An 18,815-nucleotide genomic window follows, 5' to 3' on the forward strand; every position below is an offset into this window, starting at 1 on the left:
CCTCTCGGATTCCACATCGTGGACCATGCGGGTTGGTGAATTGCCACCCCTACCTTAAAATCCGTGGGTTGTCCGGGCCCCCGCGTCCGAGGTCGGACAGGTCCATTCTGAAAATTCTTCTGGCGCTCCTTTAGGAACTCAATGTCTTCAACTGTTTTCGAGGTCTTCATTACGCTGTGGGATGGTCTGGTCCGATTTCTGGATCAGGGTCTGACCGGCGCCACCTGGTGGCAGGCCATCCTCGTGGCCTTGGTGTTTGCCCATGTGACCATTGCGAGCGTCACCATCTACCTGCACCGCCATCAGGCCCACCGGTCTCTGGATCTGCACCCGATCGCCTCTCACTTCTTCCGCTTCTGGCTCTGGATGACCACCGGGATGGTCACCAAGGAGTGGACGGCCATCCACCGCAAGCACCACGCCAAATGCGAACACGAGGGGGATCCGCACAGCCCGGTGGTCTTCGGCATCAAGAAGGTGTTCTATGAAGGCAGCGAGCTGTACCGTCTGGAAGCGAAGAACCAGGAGACCCTGGAGCGCTACGGGCACAACACGCCCAATGACTGGATCGAGAAGCACCTCTACACCGGCCAATCGCGCCTGGGTGTGAGTCTCATGCTGATCATCGACGTCGCCTTGTTTGGCGCGCTGGGCCTGACCGTCTGGGCTATCCAGATGATCTGGATCCCGCTCACCGCAGCCGGCATCATCAACGGCATTGGCCACTGGTGGGGTTACCGCAACTTCGAAGCCGCCGACGCGAGCACCAACGTGTCGCCCTGGGGCATCCTCATCGGTGGCGAGGAGCTGCACAACAACCACCACACCTACCCGACCTCGGCCAAGTTGTCGGTCAAACCCTACGAGTTCGACATCGGCTGGATGTACATCAGCATCCTGCGCTCGGTCGGCCTGGCCTCGGTTAAAAAGGTGCCGCCCAAGATGGCTTATGGCGACGTGCGTCCGGTTGCCGATGAGAAGACCCTGGAGGCCATCATTGCCAACCGCTACGAAGTGATGGCAGGCTACGCGCGTGAAATGCGTGCCGCCTGCAAACGCGAAATTGACAACCTGCAGAGCCGTCGAGGCGATGCCGCGGTGTTGCAGGAGGCCCGCCGCTGGCTGCACCGCGACGACGACAAGGTGCCCGCCAACGTCAAACCTCAGCTGGCGCAGGTGCGCGCCGAGCACCCGGTGCTCGACAAGATGGTGACCATGCGCGAGGAACTGCGCGCCTTGTGGTCCAGTACCAACGCCACGCGCGAGCAACTTGCCACCGATCTGCAGGCTTGGTGCCGGCGGGCCGAGGAAAGCGGTATCGCGGCGCTGCGCGACTTCTCGATTCGCCTGCGCTCCGCCCATGCCTGAGTAGGTCCCATCCGGAAATGAAAAAACCCGCTGTGAAAACAGCGGGTTTTTTTGTTTCCGGGTCCGTGGATCCGGCTTTGCCGGTCCACAGGAACCGCCCTTCGGGGCGCCTTACTTGAGCTTGATTTCCTTGTAGTCCACGTGCTTGCGTGCCTTGGGATCAAATTTCTTGATCAGCATCTTGTCGGGCGTGGTCTTCTTGTTCTTGGTGGTGGTGTAGAAGTGGCCGGTTCCAGCAGTGGATTCCAGTTTGATCTTCTCGCGTGCGCCTTTGGTAGCCATGTGCGTTACTCCTTAAGCCTGACCGCGTGCGCGCAGGTCGGCGAGCACGGCGTCAATGCCGTTTTTGTCGATCAGGCGAAGTGCGGCGCCGGAGACGCGCAAGCGCACCCAACGGTTTTCGCTCTCGACCCAGAAACGGCGGTATTGCAGGTTCGGCAGGAACCGGCGCTTGGTTTTGTTGTTGGCGTGGGAAACATTGTTCCCGACCATGGGCTTCTTGCCCGTGACGTCGCAGACGCGTGCCATGAGGACACTCCGATCAATTCAAACAGCCGAAGACCCGTGGCCCGGACGTGAATCCGGTTGGGCCAATCAGCCTCACCTCGCCAGGAATGGGTGGCGGTAACCCCTCATCTGCTTCAAAACCGGGAAAGCCGGTCAATCTCAGCAAAGCCCGCAATTATAGCCAAAACGGCAAAAAGCAGCCAGCAAGCAAGTTCAGGCGGGCGTTTGTTCCAGGAACCGCTGGGCGTCCAGCGCGGCCATGCAGCCGGTGCCCGCACTGGTGATGGCCTGGCGGTAGACGTGATCCTGCACGTCACCGGCAGCGAACACGCCAGGCACGCTGGTCATCGTGGCCATGCCCTGGAGGCCGGAGCGGGTCGTGATGTAACCGTCCTTCATGTCGAGCTGGCCCTGGAAGATGTCGGTGTTGGGCTGGTGGCCGATGGCGATGAAGCAGCCTTTGACGGCCACATCCTCGGTTGCACCGGTTTTCACGCTTTTCAGGCGCACACCGGTGACGCCGGTCTGATCACCCAGCACCTCGTCGAGCGTGCTGTGCAGCTTGAGTTCGATCTTGCCGGCAGCTACCTTGTCCATCAGCTTGTCCACCAAAATGGCTTCGGCCTTGAAGGTGTCGCGGCGGTGAACCAGCGTCACTTTGCTCGCGATGTTGGAGAGGTACAGCGCCTCTTCCACAGCGGTGTTGCCTCCCCCGACCACACTAACCTCTTGTCCGCGGTAGAAGAAACCGTCGCACGTGGCGCACCCCGACACGCCCTTGCCCATGAAGCTCTCTTCTGACGGAAGGCCCAGGTATTTGGCCGATGCGCCGGTGGCGATGATGAGCGCGTCGCAGGTGTACTCGGCGCTGTCGCCCTTGAGCACAAAGGGCCGCTTGCTGAAGTCGACCGCGTTGATGTGGTCAAAAATGATCTCGGTCTTGAAGCGCTCGGCATGTGCAAGAAAACGCTGCATCAGATCAGGGCCCTGCACACCCTCGGCGTCAGCAGGCCAGTTGTCCACGTCGGTGGTCGTCATGAGCTGGCCGCCCTGCGCGATGCCCGTGATGAGCACGGGGTTGAGGTTGGCGCGCGCAGCGTAGACGGCGGCTGTGTAGCCCGCGGGGCCTGAACCCAGGATGAGTACTTTCGCGTGTTTCATGTGGAGAGCCCCATCGGAATTGGAGCCAAGTGGTTTAGAGTAGTAGGGTATATGGGCGCGAGGGGGTGGAAAACCAGTCCCGTGGAGCACCCAGTGTGTGCAGATCATTGTATGAAAGAGCGCCAAAGGCGCTGGCTGAACCAAGGAATACACGCATGTCGCTTCTGTCCAATCTCGATCTGATCCGCCGAGTGCCGTTGTTCTCCACGCTGACGCAGGCGCAGGCCGAGGCGGTCGCCGATTCCGTCATCAAGCGACGTTTCAAGCGCGGCGAGTGCATCGTCGAGCAGGGCAAAAAGTCCAATTGCCTGGCGATCGTGCTCACGGGGCGTGCGCGCGTGGTGACCACCGATACGCGAGGCCGCGAAGTGATCCTTGCCACCATGAACCCGGGTGACTATGTGGGTGAAATGAGTCTGATCGACAACCAGCCGCACTCTGCCACCGTGAAGGCCGAGGTGCAGACCGACGTGCTGATCCTGGGCCGCACCGAATTTGCCCGCTGCCTGCCCGAAAACACGTCGATGGCCTACGCCGTCATGAAGGGCCTGGTGCAACGCTTGCGCCACGCCGACCGCAAGATCGAATCGCTGGCGCTGATGGATGTGTATGGCCGAGTGGCGCGGACCCTGCTCGAGTTCGCGCGGCCGGACAAGGATGGCCAGCTCGTCATCAAGGACCGCGTTTCGCGCCAGGACGTGGCCAAGATGATCGGTGCATCGCGCGAGATGGTCAGCCGGGTCATGAAAGACCTGGAGGACAGGGGTTTCATAGAGCTGGCCGAGGACGGCAGCACCATCATCAAGGAACGTCTCAACTCGCTGGGCTGAGGCGCTGGTCGGCGCCCTCGCGGCGCCTGGTCCTGGCCCCTGCATGGGGTAAGCTTGCGGCAGAAATTCCGCGAGGCCCATGACCTATTCACTCAACACCCTCAATGCCGATCGCAGCACTGCGCCTGCGGTGGGCGTGTCGCGTTTTGCCCAGGAAATCGTCCTGGTGCTGGGGGCCGCTGCCTTGCTCTTCTGGCTTCTGGCGCTGTTGAGTCACTCGTTGGCCGATCCGGCGTGGAGCACCACCGGCACGTCGGCCGAGGTGGGCAACTGGGGCGGGCGGTTGGGCGCACTTCTGTCCGATGGGAGCTACTACCTGCTGGGCTTTTCCGTGTGGTGGTGTTTCCTGGCGGGTGCGCGCGCCTGGCTGTCGGCGCTGGCACGATGGATACGTGGCACGCAAGGGCCTACGCCTCAGGAGCTTGAAGGCTTGCGCCCTTGGCAGCGCCCCTGGCCGCGGCGCGGCCTCTATGCGCTGGGTCTTCTCATGCTTCTGGTGGCGAGCACGGTGCTGGAGTGGGGCCGCCTTTACCGCCTCGAAGCGCTTCTGCCCGACCACGCAGGTGGCGTGCTGGGCCATGCACTGGGGCCGCTGGCGACGCGCTGGCTGGGCTTCAATGGAGCGGCCATTGCCATGCTCGCCCTGCTGCTGGCGTGCCTGCCCGCCGTGTTCCGGTTTTCCTGGGGCCATTGGGCCGAGGTAGTGGGGCACACACTGGACGGCTGGTTCGAGGCACGTCGTGAAAAGCGCGAGGCGGTGGAGGATCAGCGAATTGGCGAAAAAGCGGCACGCGAGCGCGAAGAGGTGGTGAAAGTCGAACGCGTGGAGATCGAGGAACTGCACCCCACGCCCGTGGTGATCGAGCCGACCCTGGTGGATGTGCCCAAGAGCGAGCGCGTGGCCAAGGAGCGCCAGAAGCCGCTGTTTGCCGAAATGCCGGACAGCAAGCTGCCGCAGGTGGACTTGCTGGACAGTGCGCCGCTGCATCAGGCGGGCGTGGACAGCCAGACGCTGGAGATGACCAGTCGCCTGATCGAGAAGAAGCTCAAGGACTTTGGCGTCGAGGTGCGGGTGGTGGCTGCCGCTCCGGGGCCGGTGATCACCCGCTACGAGATTGAGCCTGCCACGGGCGTGAAGGGGTCGCAGATCGTCAATCTCGGTCGCGACCTGGCGCGCTCGCTGTCACTGGTGTCGATCCGTGTGATCGAGACCATCCCTGGCAAGAACCTCATGGCGCTGGAGCTGCCCAATGCCAAGCGGCAGACCATCAAGCTCAGCGAGATCCTGGGCTCGCAGGTCTACAACGACGCGAGGTCCATGTTGACCATGGGGCTTGGCAAGGACATCGGCGGTCAGCCCATCGTGGCCGATCTTGCCAAGATGCCGCACTGCCTGGTGGCGGGCACCACCGGCTCGGGCAAGTCGGTCGGTATCAACGCGATGATCCTGTCGTTGTTGTACAAGGCCGATGCACGCGACGTGCGCCTCTTGCTGATTGACCCCAAGATGCTGGAGATGAGCGTCTACGAAGGCATTCCGCATCTGCTCGCGCCTGTGGTCACGGACATGAAGCACGCGGCCAACGGGCTGAACTGGTGCGTGGCCGAGATGGAGAAGCGCTACAAGCTCATGAGCAAGCTGGGCGTGCGCAACCTGGCTGGCTTCAACACCAAGATCGACGAGGCCGCCGCTCGAGGTGAATTCATCGGCAACCCTTTCAGCCTCACGCCCGAGCAGCCTGAGCCACTGGAGCGCCTGCCGTACATCGTGGTGGTGATCGACGAACTGGCTGACCTCATGATGGTGGTGGGCAAGAAGATCGAGGAGCTCATCGCTCGCCTGGCGCAAAAGGCGCGCGCGGCGGGCATTCACCTGATCCTGGCTACGCAGCGACCCAGCGTGGATGTGATCACCGGCTTGATCAAGGCCAACATCCCGACCCGGCTTTCCTTCCAGGTCAGCAGCAAGATCGACAGCCGCACCATTCTCGATCAGATGGGCGCCGAGAGCCTGCTGGGCATGGGCGACATGCTCTATATGCCATCGGGCACGGGCTTCCCCATCCGCGTGCACGGCGCATTCGTGAGCGACGACGAAGTGCACCGCGTGGTGGCCTATCTGAAGGCGCAGGGCGGCGAGCCCAACTACATCGAGGGAGTGCTCGAAGGCAGCGCAGGTGACGGTGAAGGCGGTGATCTCTTTGGCGAAGGCGCGGGCGAGAGCGGCGGCGAAAAGGACGCGCTGTACGACCAGGCGGTCGAGATCGTGCTCAAGGACCGAAAGGCGAGCATTTCCTACGTGCAACGAAAGCTCAAGATTGGTTACAACCGTGCCGCGCGCTTGCTCGAAGACATGGAAAAGGCGGGGCTGGTGAGCGCGCTCACCTCCAGCGGTCAGCGCGACATCCTGATGCCGTCTCGCGGCGATTGAACCTGGCTTGCAACCATTTGGGTCAGAAGGGGTCCGACACTTCATGATGAAACAACTTCTTCTTGCCAGTGTGCTGGCTGGGTGCAGTCTGGCCGCGCAGGCCGATGGAATGCAGGAACTCGAAAAATTCCTGCGCGAGGTGAACAGCGGTCAGGCCAGCTTCACGCAGGTGGTGACGTCGCCCAAGCGCAGCAACGAAGCCACCGCGCGAAGCAAGACCTCCAGTGGCCGCTTTGAATTTCTGCGTCCCAACCTTTTCCGGTTCGAGTACACCAAGCCGTTCGAGCAGACCATCGTGGCCGACGGCCAGACCCTGTGGCTGTACGACGTGGACCTGAATCAGGTCACCTCCCGTTCGCAGAAAGCGGCCTTGGGCAGCACGCCAGCTGCGCTGATCGCATCGGGCGCGGACATGAAGGGCTTGTCGGAAGCGTTTGATCTCAAGGCCGCGCCGGCCCGTGAAGGCCTCGAATGGCTGGAAGCGCGCCCCAGGGACCACAACGGGCAGTTGCAAATGGTTCGCGTCGGTTTCCGGCAAGGCAGGCTCTCGATGCTCGACATCGAGGACAGCCTGGGACAGCGCTCGGTGCTCACCTTCAGTGAATGGCGCGACAACGCCACCTTGAGGGTTGGCGACTTCAAGTTCCAGCCGCCCCCTGGTGCTTCCGTGATCCGGCCCTGAGCCGGCCGATCCCCCACCATGTCCGTGCATGCTGCCGGCGCCCATGTCCCACTGGCTGAGCGCCTGCGCCCGCGCACGCTGGCCGAGGTAATCGGCCAGCAGCACATGCTGGGTGAGGGCATGGCCTTGCGCCTGGCCTTCGAGTCGGGCCAGCCGCACAGTTGCATCTTCTGGGGGCCACCCGGCGTGGGCAAGACCACGATCGCACGTTTGATGGCCGATGCATTTGATGCGCAGTTCATCACCATCAGCGCGGTGCTCGGTGGCGTCAAGGACATCCGTGAAGCGGTGGAACGCGCCGAGGCGGCGCGAACCGGCCTGGCCGCGCAGCGGACCATTTTGTTCGTGGACGAAGTGCACCGATTCAACAAGAGTCAGCAAGACGCGTTCCTCCCCCACGTGGAGAGCGGCTTGTTCACCTTCATCGGGGCCACGACCGAAAACCCCTCATTTGAAGTCAATTCCGCATTGCTGTCGCGCGCGGCGGTGTACGTACTTCAGCCCCTGAACGAAGACGACCTGCGCCAAATCGTGGACAAAGCCCGCGACATCGACGCCGTGCCGCCTGTGCAAGCCGCTGCGATCAACCGGTTGATCGCCTATGCCGACGGCGACGCGCGCCGCCTGCTCAACACGCTGGAGACGCTTGCGGTGGCGGCAAAGAAGGAAAAGCTGGTGGAGGTGACCGACGAGTGGTTGCTCAAGGTGTTGGGTGAGCGCATGCGCCGCTACGACAAGGGTGGCGAGCAGTTCTACGACACCATCAGCGCCCTGCACAAAAGTGTGCGCGGTTCGGATCCGGATGCCGCGCTGTATTGGCTCGTGCGCATGCTCGACGGAGGCGCGGACCCGCGCTACCTGGCGCGACGCCTCATCCGCATGGCCAGCGAGGACATCGGCCTGGCCGACCCTCGGGCATTGCGCCTGGCGCTCGATGCGGCCGAGGTCTACGAGCGGCTGGGCAGCCCGGAAGGCGAGCTCGCACTGGCCGAATGTGTGGTCTATCTGGCCGTGGCGCCCAAATCCAACGCGGTCTACAAAGCATTCAATGCTGCGAAGGCTTTCGTGAAAAAAGATGGCACGCGCCCCGTGCCCATGCACCTGCGCAATGCCCCCACGCAGCTCATGAAGTCCCTGGACTACGGGAAAGGGTACCGTTACGCGCACGACGAAGCGGGTGGGTTCGCCGCAGGAGAGCGTTATCTGCCCGAAGGCATGGCCGAGCCTGGTTTCTACCAGCCGGTAGATCGTGGCCTGGAACTGCGCATTGGTGATAAGTTGCGTGAGCTCAAGGGCTACAACGATCAAAATAGCTAATGCAGCGCCTAACCCTCTGATGCTGTAAGCGTGCCTTGGTTAATTTCAGGGTAAACCCGGACTTGCTTAGGGCTTACACGCATGGGGGGCCGAAAACGCCTAGCTACAATCCGCCCACCAACCCGCAGTCTGTCCTGTTCCAAGGTCAGGTCTGGCGGGTTTTTTGCTAGGTTGAAGCAGGCCGCGGCGCACAACGCAGGTGGCAAATCACAAACACGGAGAACCTTCATGGAAGTTTTGCTTCAGCAGATCATCAATGGTCTGGTGCTGGGCAGCATGTATGCGCTGGTGGCCCTGGGTTACACCATGGTCTACGGCATCATCGGCCTCATCAACTTTGCGCACGGCGACGTGCTGATGGTGGGGGCCCTCACCAGTTGGACCGTCATCGGCTGGATGATGGACGCCTCCACCGGCATGCCGACTTGGCTGGTCCTTCTTTTCGCCACCGTCATCGCCATGGTGGTGTGCGCCATCCTGAATTTCTCGATCGAGAAACTCGCCTACCGTCCTCTGCGCAACTCCAATCGACTGGCGCCCCTGATCACTGCGATCGGCATGTCGCTGCTGCTGCAGACCTTCGCCATGATCATCTGGGCGCCGAACCCCAAATCCTATCCGTCGATGCTCTCGCGTGAGCCAATCGAATTTGCGGGTGCGGTGGTGTCGGTCACGCAGGTCGTCATCCTCGCCACCACGGCCATCACGCTGGCTGTGCTCATGTGGCTGGTCAATCGCACCAACCTGGGCCGCGCCATGCGGGCCACGGCAGAAAACCCCCGGGTGGCCGCGCTCATGGGCATCAAGCCCGATGTGGTCATCTCAGCCACCTTCATCATCGGCGCCATGCTGGCGGCCATTGCCGGCGTGATGTGGGCCTCGAACTACGGAACGGTGCAGCACGCCATGGGCTTCATGCCCGGCCTCAAGGCCTTCGTGGCGGCAGTCATGGGTGGCATCGGCAACCTCGCCGGGGCCGTGGTGGGGGGCATTGCCCTCGGGTTGATCGAATCGCTGGGCGCGGGTTACCTGGGCAAGCTCACCGGCGGTGTGCTGGGCAGCCAGTACACCGACATCTTCGCATTCATCGTGCTGGCCATCGTGCTGACCCTGCGCCCCTCGGGCCTGCTGGGCGAACGCGTGGCAGATCGCGCCTGACCGCCTGGGAGAAGCACCATGCTGAACACAAAAACCGGCAAATTCATTGTCTTTCTCATCGCAGCGGCGGCCTTGCTGCTGCTGCCCATCATCCTGCAGTCCACGGGAAGCAACTCCTGGGTTCGCATCCTCGACATCGCGCTGCTCTACGTGCTGCTGGCCCTTGGCCTGAACATCGTTGTGGGCTACGCGGGCCTGCTCGATCTGGGCTACATCGCATTCTTTGCCGTGGGGGCCTACGTCTTTGCCTTGCTGGGCTCACCCCACCTGGCCAACACCTTCCCTGCGATCCAGGCCATGTTTCCGGACGGACTTCACTACAGCATCTGGTGGGTGATGCTCCTGGCGGCGATCATTGCAGGCGTGGTGGGCATGATCCTCGGCGCGCCCACACTCAAGCTGCGTGGCGACTACCTGGCCATCATCACCCTGGGCTTTGGCGAGATCATCCGCATCTTCCTGCTCAACATGGATCGCCCGGTGAACATCACCAACGGTCCCAAGGGCATCAGCCAGATCGACACCATCTCCGTGTTCGGCCTCGACCTGGGCAAACGCCTCACCATCGGCGATTTCACCTTCCAGCCCGTCACGCTGTACTACTACCTGTTCCTGTTCTTCGTGGTGCTGTCCGTGATCATTTCGTACCGCCTGCAGGATTCGCGCATTGGCCGCGCCTGGATGGCCATTCGCGAAGACGAGATCGCGGCCAAGGCCATGGGCCTGAACACGCGCAACCTCAAGCTCCTGGCTTTTGGCATGGGCGCTTCCTTTGGCGGCGTCTCCGGCGTGCTGTTCGCGTCGTTCCAGCGCTTTGTGTCGCCCGAATCCTTCTCTCTGATGGAGTCGGTGATGGTGGTGGCCATGGTGGTGCTTGGTGGCATCGGCCACATACCCGGGGTGATTCTGGGTGCCTTGCTGCTGGCCGGCTTGCCTGAACTGCTGCGCCACGTGGCGCACCCGCTGACGGCCATGACCGATGGGCGTCTGGCGCCCGAGATCCTGCGCCAGCTGCTGATCGCGCTGGCCATGGTGGTGGTCATGCTCATTCGTCCCAAAGGCTTGTGGCCAGCGCCCGAGCACGGCAAGTCCTTGAGCAAGTGAGCGGAGAAGAAAATATGAGCGACACCATTCTCAAGGTAGCGAACGTTTCCAAGCGCTTTGGCGGCCTGCAGGCCCTGAGCGACGTGGGTATCGAAATCAGGCGCGGGCAGGTCTACGGCCTGATTGGTCCCAATGGCGCCGGCAAAACCACGTTCTTCAACGTGCTCACCGGCCTGTACACACCCGACAGCGGCTCTTTCGAACTCGCGGGCAAGCCTTACACGCCCACTGCGGTGCATGAAGTGGCCAAAGCTGGCATTGCACGCACCTTCCAGAACATCCGCCTGTTCGCCGAGATGACGGCATTGGAAAACGTGATGGTGGGTCGCCACGTGCGCACCCATTCGGGCCTGATCGGCGCAGTCCTGCGCACTCCGGGCTTCAAGCGCGAAGAGGCGGCCATCACCGCCCGTGCACGTGAACTGCTGGCCTATGTCGGCATCGAGAAGTTTGCCGACTACAAGTCACGCACGCTGAGCTACGGCGACCAGCGTCGCCTGGAGATCGCACGTGCCCTGGCAACCGATCCGCAACTCATTGCACTCGATGAACCCGCAGCGGGCATGAACGCCACCGAAAAGGTGCAACTGCGTGAACTCATCGACCGCATCCGCAAGGATGATCGCACCATCCTGCTGATTGAACACGATGTGAAGCTGGTGATGGGCCTATGCGACCGCGTCACCGTGCTCGACTACGGCAAGCAGCTGGCTTCCGGATCTCCGGCGGACGTGCAGAGGGACCCCAAAGTGATCGAGGCCTACCTCGGCACGGGTGGGCACTGATCAAGGATTCATGCAAATGGCAAACACACTCCTCAAAATCAGCGGCCTCAAGGTGTCCTACGGCGGCATCAAGGCCGTCAAGGGCGTCGACCTGGAAGTGCGCGAAGGCGAGCTGATCTCCCTCATCGGCTCGAACGGTGCTGGCAAGACCACCACCATGAAGGCGGTTACGGGGTCGCTGGCTTATGAAGCCGGCGACATCGAATACCTGGGGCAGAGCATCAAGGGCAAAGGCGCCTGGGACCTGGTCAAGCAGGGACTGGCCATGGTGCCCGAAGGCCGCGGCGTGTTCACGCGCATGAGCATCACCGAGAACCTGCAGATGGGCGCCTACATCCGCAAGGACAAGGCAGGCATCGCGCAAGACATCGAGCGTATGTTCGGCATTTTTCCCCGCTTGCGAGAGCGCAAAGACCAACTGGCGGGCACCATGAGCGGTGGCGAGCAGCAGATGCTGGCCATGGCGCGTGCGCTCATGAGCCAGCCCAAGGTGCTGTTGCTTGATGAGCCGTCCATGGGGCTGTCGCCCATCATGGTCGACAAGATCTTCGAGGTGGTTCGCGACGTGTCCGCACAAGGGGTGACGATTTTGCTGGTCGAGCAAAACGCTCGCCGGGCCCTGCAGATCGCCGACCGTGGCTATGTGATGGACTCCGGGGAGATCATCATGACCGGCAACGGCCGCGACATGCTGGATGATCCGAAGGTGCGCGCCGCCTACCTGGGCGAGTAAGCTACACCAGATTCCGCCGCTGCGTGAGTCGCGGCCCCCAGTGGGGTCGTGCGAATTGGGGAGGCCTGGCGGGATCGCCTCCAGAGACGTTTCGGCTCAAAACTACAATCGAGGGTTGCGCACATCAGTGCTCAACCCTCTTTTCATTCATGACCCAAGCCCACACCACCGAATCCGGCGCACCTGCGCACGACGACAACCAGCTGATCGCCGAGCGTCGCGAGAAGCTCAAAGCCCTGCGTGAGGCTCAGAAGCAGGGGCAGGGTGTGGCCTTCCCCAACGACTTCAAGCCGGCGAACAAGGCGGCGGATCTGGTGGAGAAATACGGCGACTCGACCAAAGAGGCGCTCGAGGCGGCGCCGGTGCGCGTCAGCGTGGCGGGCCGGATGATGCTCAAGCGTGTGATGGGCAAGGCCAGTTTTGCCACATTGCAGGACGCCTCTTTCGGCCCTTCGGGCGGGCGCATCCAGATCTACGTGAACAACGATGGCGTGGGTGAGGCGCAGCACGCCGCTTTCAAGCACTGGGACCTGGGCGACATCATCGCAGTCGAAGGCGTGCTCATGCGCACGCGCACCGGCGAGCTCACCATCCAGGCCGAGCGCATCCGCCTCATTACCAAGAGCCTGCGTCCCTTGCCCGACAAGTTCCACGGTATCGCCGACCAGGAAATCAAGTACCGCCAACGGTACGTGGACCTGATGACCGACGAAGCTGCGCGCAAACGCTTCGTGGCGCGCAGTCAGGCGCTCTCCAGCATCCGAGACTTCATGGTAGACCACGGTTTCCTGGAAGTGGAAACGCCCATGCTTCACCCCATTCCGGGTGGCGCCAATGCCAAGCCATTCAAGACGCACCACAACGCGCTCGACCAGGAGATGTTCCTGCGCATTGCGCCCGAGCTGTACCTGAAGCGGTTGCTGGTGGGTGGCTTCGACAGGGTTTTCGAGATCAATCGCAATTTCCGCAACGAAGGCATCAGCGTTCGCCACAACCCCGAGTTCACCATGATGGAGTTCTACGCGGCCTACTGGAACTACCAGGACCTGATGGACTTCAACGAGCATCTCATCCGCCATGTCGTGCGCCAGGTGCGGGGCGACGACCCACTGACCTACCAGGGCCGGCCGGTTGACGTGATCTCGCCCTTCGAGCGGTTGACGATCCGTGAAGCCATCGTGAAGTACACCGATGCAGGCGACCAGGTGGACGATGCGACTTGGCTCTCCACTCAGTTGAAGAAGCTGGGGCTGAGCGAGGAAAAACACCAGCTTTCCGGGCGCAGTCTGGCCAGCCTGCAGGTGCTCTACTTCGAGGAGAAGGTCGAGGACAAGCTGTGGAACCCGACTTTCATCATGGACCATCCGACCGAAATCTCGCCGCTGGCGCGAGCCAACGACGCGCACCCCGAGGTCACCGAACGCTTCGAGCTCTATATCACAGGCCGAGAGTTTGGCAACGCATTCTCCGAGCTCAACGACGCGGAAGACCAGGCGGCACGCTTCCAGGCCCAGGCTTCAGCCAAGGATGGCGGTGATGAGGAGGCCATGTTCTATGACGCTGACTACATCCGTGCGCTCGAATACGGGATGCCGCCAGCCGGCGGCTGTGGCATCGGCATCGACCGACTGATGATGTTGCTGACCGACAGTCCCAGCATTCGAGACGTGATCCTGTTCCCCGCGCTGCGTCGAGAGAACTGAATCGGTTTATCACCCATGAAAGAAGCCGCCCTCGGGCGGCTTCTTCTTCCCCCGCTGCCAGCGCTCAGGCGTAAGCTGCGAGCGCCTTGCGCATTTTTTTCATGGCGGCCACCTCGATCTGGCGCACGCGCTCGGCACTCACGCCGTATTCGGCCGCCAGTTCGTGCAGCGTCATGCCGCCGGAGCCGTCGTCGTTCACCTTGAGCCAGCGCTCGCTGACGATGCGGCGCGAGCGTTCGTCGAGTTCGCTCATGGCCATGGCAACCCCTTCGGTGGCCAGCACGTCGCGCTGGGCCGATTCGAGCACGGCGGTGGGTTCATGCGTGGCGTCGGCCAGGTAGGCGATGGGGCCGAAGCTGTCCTCGCCGTCGTCACCCGGGGCCGGGTCGAGCACCACGTCGCCACCCGAAAGACGGGTTTCCATTTCCCGAACTTCCTCGGGCTTGACGTTGAGTTCACGGGCCATCACGCCCACTTCGCCATCGGACAGCACGTCCCGGTGGGTATCGCCATCAAGGGCATCGGCCCTGAAGCCCTGCTTGCGCGAACGCAGGTTGAAGAACAGCTTGCGCTGCGCCTTGGTGGTGGCCAGCTTGACCATGCGCCAGTTTTTCAACACATATTCGTGAATCTCGGCCTTGATCCAGTGCATGGCGTAGCTCACCAGCCGCACGCCTTGGTCAGGGTCAAAGCGCTTCACCGCCTTCATCAGGCCCACGTTGCCTTCCTGGATCAGGTCGCCGTGCGGCAGCCCGTAGCCCAGGTACTGGCGGGAAATGGAGACGACCAGGCGAAGGTGGGACATCACCAGCTGGCTGGCGGCTTCCAGGTCGTTGTTGTCGCGCAGGCTGCGCGCAGCCTGTTGCTCCTGCTCAAGAGTCAGCAATGGCAGGCGGTTCACCGCAGAGATGTAGGCGTCCAGGTTGCCCAGTGGCGGCACCAGCGCCCAGGGATTGGCCACGGCCAGCGAGCCGGTGGTGGCGGATGCGACGGGGGCGAGAGAGTGAGACATAGGAACCCTCCTCAGGTGTTCATCCAGGAATATTAGCACTCTCTATGAGCGAGTGCTAAGCGCGAAGTTCCTTGTCCCTGGGCGTCGAATTGCGGGGGTATGTCAGTGAATGCCAACTTCTTTCTGATGTATGCTGAAACGGTAAATGGTGGTACCCCGGTACGGACGCCCGGAAGAGACCAGGTTCTGTGGCAGTGCCGGGCAGTTGGGCGCATTGGGGAAATGCTGGGGTTCCAGGCAAATCGCTGCGCGCGGGCGGTGTTGCACGCCACGCTTGCCCAGGTCGGGCTTCTCTGCGGTGCCGAGCTGGCCAGCGGTGTAGACCTGAAGCAACGGTTCACTCGTCCAGACCTCGAGCGTTCGCCCGCTGGCCGGGCTGTGCAGCTTTGCGCACAGGCGCGTGGCGTCCGAGGGGTTGGGCTCCAGCGGGTAGCTCAGGTCGATGTCGGGCAGTTTGCCCAGAACTTTCGGTGAACGCAGGTCGTGAACGTGGCCGGCCAGCGACACCTGTTCACCAGTGGCGATGCCGTCCTCGGTGGTGGCCAGAACCGACTTCGCGCCAGGTACCTCCAGCACGTGGTTGTCGATGTGCTTGCCTTGGCCCACTCCTTCTAGATTGAAATAGATGTGGCTGGTGAAACTGGCAGGGCTGGCCCCTTCTCGCATGGTGGCCAGGTGCTCGATCGCCAGGGCGTTGTCATCGTCGAGGCGGTAGGTGAGTTGCAGGTCCAGCGTACCGGGAAAATCATCTTCGCTGGTCAGGAAGCGATGGTGCAGCTGCAGGGTCTGGGCGTCGGGCTGCCTGGCGTCGAAGACGCGATGACGCGAACCGCGGGGGCCGCCGTGAATGCAGTGTTCCCCCGCATTGGGTGTCAGGCGATGCTCGTGTCCATGCAGCGTGAAACGTGCATTGCCGATGCGTCCGGCGTAGCGCCCGACGAAGGCCCCCATCGAACGCGAGCCAGTCCTCACGCCTTCCAGGCTGTCATAGCCGAGTGCCACGTCGTCCAGAGCACCGCTGCGGTCCGGCACGACGATCTGCAGCACCTTCGCGCCGAGATTGGTGATGGCTACCACCGCGCCGCGGGCATTGCGCAGGAAGAAGAGAGCGGTGGGTCGGCCGTCCACCTCACCCGCAAAGCGGAACGGATCAAGCAATGGGGCGCAGGGCTGTGGATTCATACGCCCGATGGTGGATCCATCAATCGAGCTTGATGTTGGCCTGTGCGACAACCTCTGCCCACCGCTTGCGCTCTCGCTCGAAGAACCGGTCCTGTTCAGTCGACTGCATGGTGACGACTTCTGCTCCCTGGCCGGTCAGGCGTGCCCGGACATCGGGGTTGCGGATGGCCTTGATCAATTCAGCATGGAGGCGCGCCACGACCGCTGCGGGCGTGCCATTGGCCACCAGCGCGCCCTGCCAGGTGCCGGATTCAAAATCGGGCACGCCCTGCTCGGCCAGCGTGGGCACGTTGCCCACCAGCGGCATGCGCGTTTTCTTCGAGATGCCCAGCACCTTCAGGCGCCCGCTCTGCACATGAGGCAGTGTGGCCAGCATGCCGTTCATGATCACCTGGGTCTGGCCGGCCACCGTGTCGGCCACGGCCTGTGAACCGCCTTTGTAGGGAACGTAGATCCACTTCGCGCCCGTGGCACGCTCCACCGCCACACCGGCCACGTGGGGCGCGCTGCCCACGGCGGTCACGGCAAAGTTCAGGTCGCTCGTTTTCGACAATGCCACCAGCTCTTTGAGCGAATTCGCCTTGACGGATGGGTGCACCGCCAGCATGTGTGGCGAGTAGGCCAGCATGGTCACGCCGCGCAGGTCCTTGCCCGGATCGAACGACAGCTTGGTGTAGACCGAGGGGCTGATGGCCAACGCCCCGACGTCGCACAGCAGGATGGTGTGGCCATCGGGCGCTGACTTGGCCACCAGGTCGGCGCCCAGGTTGCCGTTGGCACCCGGACGGTTCTCCACGATGACAGACTCGCCGAGGCCCTCGGACAGGGGTTGGCTGATGGCGCGCGCGATGATGTCTGAAGAGCCACCGGGCGGGTAGGGGACGATGATGCGCACCGCCTTGTTGGGAAAGCTTTGTGCGTAAGCGGGCCGTCCCACGGTGGCGAGGGCCGCAGAAGCTGCGATCAGTTGTCGGCGATTCAATGACATGGAGATCTCCAGTGAAATGAGGGCGGGTTAGCGGGCGAGCACGGTCTGCGGCAGCCAGAGTGAGATGGCGGGGAGGTAGGTGACTGCCATGAGCACGCCGAACAGCGCCACATAGAACGGCAGCAGGGCCTTGACCACCGATTCGATCGGGAGTTTGGCCACCGCGCTGCCCACGAAGAGCACTCCCCCCACCGGGGGTGTGATCAGACCCATGCCCAGGTTGACCATCATGATCATTCCGAAGTGGACCGGGTCCACGCCGATGGTCTTGACGACGGGCAGCAGGATGGGGGTGAGGATGAGGATCAGAGGCGCCATGTCCATCAGCGTGCCCAGGGCCAGCAGCATCAGGTTGATCATCATCAGGATCACGTAGCGGTTGTCCGAGAGCGTGGTGAGCGCGGTGGTGATCTGCAGAGGAATCTGCATCAGGGTCATGATGTAGCCAAAGCCAGCCGCGAAAGCGATGAGGATCATGACGATGGCCAGGGTCTTCACGGTGCGGTGTACCAGCTTGGGCAACTCGCGCCACGTGTAGTCACGGTAAACGAACATGGTCACGAGAAAGGCCCACACAACGGCCACCGAGGCGGACTCGGTTGCGGTGAACACGCCCGAGAGAATGCCGCCGAGGATGATCACCATCGTCATCAGGCCCCACAGCGCATCGACGCAGATGCGCAGCGCCTGGCGCATCGGAATCGCATCGCCCTTGGGGTAGTTCTTGCGTCTGGCGATCACGAGGCACATCGTGGCCAGGGTCAGGCCAAGCAGGAGCCCGGGCAACACACCGGCCAGGAAAAGGGCTGCAATGGACACCGAGCCGCCCGCCGCGAGCGAATAGATGACTGCGTTGTGGCTCGGTGGAATCAGGATGGCCTGCACCGAACCACTGACCGTGACCGCAGTGGCGAACTCGCGCGGATAGCCCTTCTTCACCATCTCCGGAATGAGGACCGTGCCCACCGATGCGGTGTCCGCCATCGACGATCCGGAAATGGCACCGAAGAAGGTGGAGGCGAGTATGTTCACCAGTGAAAGGCCGCCGCGAATGAAGCCGACCAGCACGTTCGCGAAAGCCACCAGGCGCCGTGCCATGCCGCCTTCGGCCATGATGGCACCCGCCAGCACGAAGAAGGGAATGGCCAGCAGCGAGAACTTGTTGACGCCGCTGCTGATGGCAATCATGACCGCGTCGAGCGGAATGTCGATCCACCACGCACCGATGAGCGCCGAAATGCCCAGCGCATAGGCCACCGGAGTGCCGATGAGCATCAGCACGAAGAAGCTGCCGAGCAGAATGAAGGCGTCCATCAGGCAGCACCATCCTTCGCTTCGTCCATCAGGTCGAAGCGCACCACATCGCGCTGGCTCTGGTCGCCCGCTGCAAGAAATTCCAGGACGAACAGCAGCGTGATGAAGCCGCCCAGCGGCACGGGCACATAGGTGAGGCCCACTGGCATCCACGGCAGGGCAGGAATCGATTGCTGCCACGTGCCGATGCACAGGGACGTGCCGTAATACACCATGAACATGCTGACCAGCAGCATCAGCACACTAACGGCGAAGGCCATCACGCGCCGAAGCTCGGGCGGCATGCGCTCAGTGAGCATGGCCACGGCGATATGGGCGCCAGCGCGGTAGGCCGCCGCAGCGCCCAGGAACGTGAAGATCACCATGAGCAGAATCGAAATGGGTTCTGGCCATTGCGCGCCCGTGCCCAGCACATAGCGCGCAAAAATTCCCCAGGGAATGAAGAGCGACATCAGGAAGATGCACGCTCCGGCGACCCAGATGCAGGCGAGGTAGACCGCGTCCAAAGCGCGATGAATCGTTTCGGCCATGGTGATTTGC

18 protein-coding genes are annotated in these 18,815 nt (G+C 62.5%); 10 read left to right on the top strand and 8 right to left on the bottom strand.

Annotated elements, in window-relative coordinates; all coding sequences use genetic code 11:
- Positions 1-141: 141 nt before the first annotated feature.
- Positions 142-1,368, top strand: coding sequence for a DesA family fatty acid desaturase (locus tag AB7F11_RS07935; RefSeq protein WP_428288121.1), 1,227 nt, complete (start codon positions 142-144; stop codon positions 1,366-1,368).
- 111 nt (positions 1,369-1,479) lie between these two features.
- On the opposite strand, the gene rpmG is transcribed toward AB7F11_RS07935, so the two are convergent.
- From rpmG to trxB, 3 genes are all read right to left on the bottom strand, one after another.
- Positions 1,480-1,650 carry a 50S ribosomal protein L33 gene (gene rpmG / locus AB7F11_RS07940; protein ID WP_066268084.1) on the bottom strand — a complete coding sequence of 57 codons (171 nt, stop codon included), beginning with the start codon at positions 1,648-1,650 and terminating at the stop codon, positions 1,480-1,482.
- A gap of 12 nt (positions 1,651-1,662) precedes the next feature.
- A complete protein-coding gene (gene rpmB / locus AB7F11_RS07945) occupies positions 1,663-1,896 on the bottom strand; it encodes a 50S ribosomal protein L28 (RefSeq protein ID WP_056269541.1) in 234 nt (77 codons plus the stop codon).
- Positions 1,897-2,088: 192 nt separating this feature from the next.
- Positions 2,089-3,036 carry a thioredoxin-disulfide reductase gene (trxB, locus tag AB7F11_RS07950; RefSeq protein WP_428288122.1) on the bottom strand — a complete coding sequence of 316 codons (948 nt, stop codon included), beginning with the start codon at positions 3,034-3,036 and terminating at the stop codon, positions 2,089-2,091.
- Between the two features lie 155 nt (positions 3,037-3,191).
- Between trxB and AB7F11_RS07955 the strand changes: the two genes are divergently transcribed.
- The 9 genes from AB7F11_RS07955 to lysS all read left to right on the top strand — a co-directional run bounded on the left by AB7F11_RS07955 (position 3,192) and on the right by lysS (position 13,779).
- Positions 3,192-3,866: a Crp/Fnr family transcriptional regulator gene (locus tag AB7F11_RS07955; RefSeq protein ID WP_428299870.1), complete on the top strand. Its 675-nt coding sequence runs from the start codon at positions 3,192-3,194 to the stop codon at positions 3,864-3,866.
- Positions 3,867-3,945: 79 nt separating this feature from the next.
- A complete protein-coding gene (locus AB7F11_RS07960) occupies positions 3,946-6,297 on the top strand; it encodes a DNA translocase FtsK (protein ID WP_428299869.1) in 2,352 nt (783 codons plus the stop codon).
- Between the two features lie 46 nt (positions 6,298-6,343).
- Positions 6,344-6,979 carry an outer membrane lipoprotein chaperone LolA gene (gene lolA, locus AB7F11_RS07965; RefSeq protein WP_428288179.1) on the top strand — a complete coding sequence of 212 codons (636 nt, stop codon included), beginning with the start codon at positions 6,344-6,346 and terminating at the stop codon, positions 6,977-6,979.
- An 18-nt stretch (positions 6,980-6,997) separates the two neighbouring features.
- Positions 6,998-8,296, top strand: a complete 1,299-nt coding sequence (locus AB7F11_RS07970; RefSeq protein ID WP_428288124.1) for a replication-associated recombination protein A — start codon at positions 6,998-7,000, stop codon at positions 8,294-8,296.
- Positions 8,297-8,524: 228 nt separating this feature from the next.
- Entirely contained in the window at positions 8,525-9,454 is a 930-nt protein-coding gene (locus AB7F11_RS07975) for a branched-chain amino acid ABC transporter permease (protein ID WP_428288125.1), read from the top strand.
- 18 nt (positions 9,455-9,472) lie between these two features.
- Positions 9,473-10,558, top strand: coding sequence for a branched-chain amino acid ABC transporter permease (locus tag AB7F11_RS07980; RefSeq protein ID WP_428288126.1), 1,086 nt, complete (start codon positions 9,473-9,475; stop codon positions 10,556-10,558).
- Between the two features lie 14 nt (positions 10,559-10,572).
- The gene (locus AB7F11_RS07985) at positions 10,573-11,343 is read left to right on the top strand and encodes an ABC transporter ATP-binding protein (RefSeq protein WP_428288127.1); all 771 of its coding nucleotides are present in this window, start codon (positions 10,573-10,575) and stop codon (positions 11,341-11,343) included.
- 16 nt (positions 11,344-11,359) lie between these two features.
- Positions 11,360-12,076, top strand: a complete 717-nt coding sequence (locus AB7F11_RS07990) for an ABC transporter ATP-binding protein (protein WP_428288128.1) — start codon at positions 11,360-11,362, stop codon at positions 12,074-12,076.
- A gap of 149 nt (positions 12,077-12,225) precedes the next feature.
- On the top strand, positions 12,226-13,779 hold the full coding sequence (lysS, locus tag AB7F11_RS07995; protein ID WP_428288129.1) for a lysine--tRNA ligase: 1,554 nt from the start codon (positions 12,226-12,228) through the stop codon (positions 13,777-13,779).
- Positions 13,780-13,843: 64 nt separating this feature from the next.
- On the opposite strand, the gene rpoH is transcribed toward lysS, so the two are convergent.
- From rpoH to AB7F11_RS08020, 5 genes are all read right to left on the bottom strand, one after another.
- Positions 13,844-14,791, bottom strand: a complete 948-nt coding sequence (rpoH, locus tag AB7F11_RS08000; RefSeq protein ID WP_428288130.1) for an RNA polymerase sigma factor RpoH — start codon at positions 14,789-14,791, stop codon at positions 13,844-13,846.
- Between the two features lie 102 nt (positions 14,792-14,893).
- On the bottom strand, positions 14,894-15,973 hold the full coding sequence (locus AB7F11_RS08005; protein ID WP_428288131.1) for an aldose epimerase family protein: 1,080 nt from the start codon (positions 15,971-15,973) through the stop codon (positions 14,894-14,896).
- A 19-nt stretch (positions 15,974-15,992) separates the two neighbouring features.
- Entirely contained in the window at positions 15,993-16,961 is a 969-nt protein-coding gene (locus AB7F11_RS08010; RefSeq protein ID WP_428288132.1) for a Bug family tripartite tricarboxylate transporter substrate binding protein, read from the bottom strand.
- A 27-nt stretch (positions 16,962-16,988) separates the two neighbouring features.
- Positions 16,989-18,275: a TRAP transporter large permease gene (locus AB7F11_RS08015; RefSeq protein ID WP_428288133.1), complete on the bottom strand. Its 1,287-nt coding sequence runs from the start codon at positions 18,273-18,275 to the stop codon at positions 16,989-16,991.
- Complete coding sequence (locus tag AB7F11_RS08020; protein WP_428288134.1) at positions 18,275-18,805, bottom strand: TRAP transporter small permease; 531 nt, start codon at positions 18,803-18,805, stop codon at positions 18,275-18,277. Before AB7F11_RS08020 ends, AB7F11_RS08015 begins: the two co-directional genes overlap by 1 nt.
- Positions 18,806-18,815 lie beyond the last annotated feature (10 nt).

The organism is Hydrogenophaga sp. (genome assembly GCF_050250835.1).
Taxonomy (GTDB): Bacteria; Pseudomonadota; Gammaproteobacteria; order Burkholderiales; family Burkholderiaceae_C; genus Hydrogenophaga.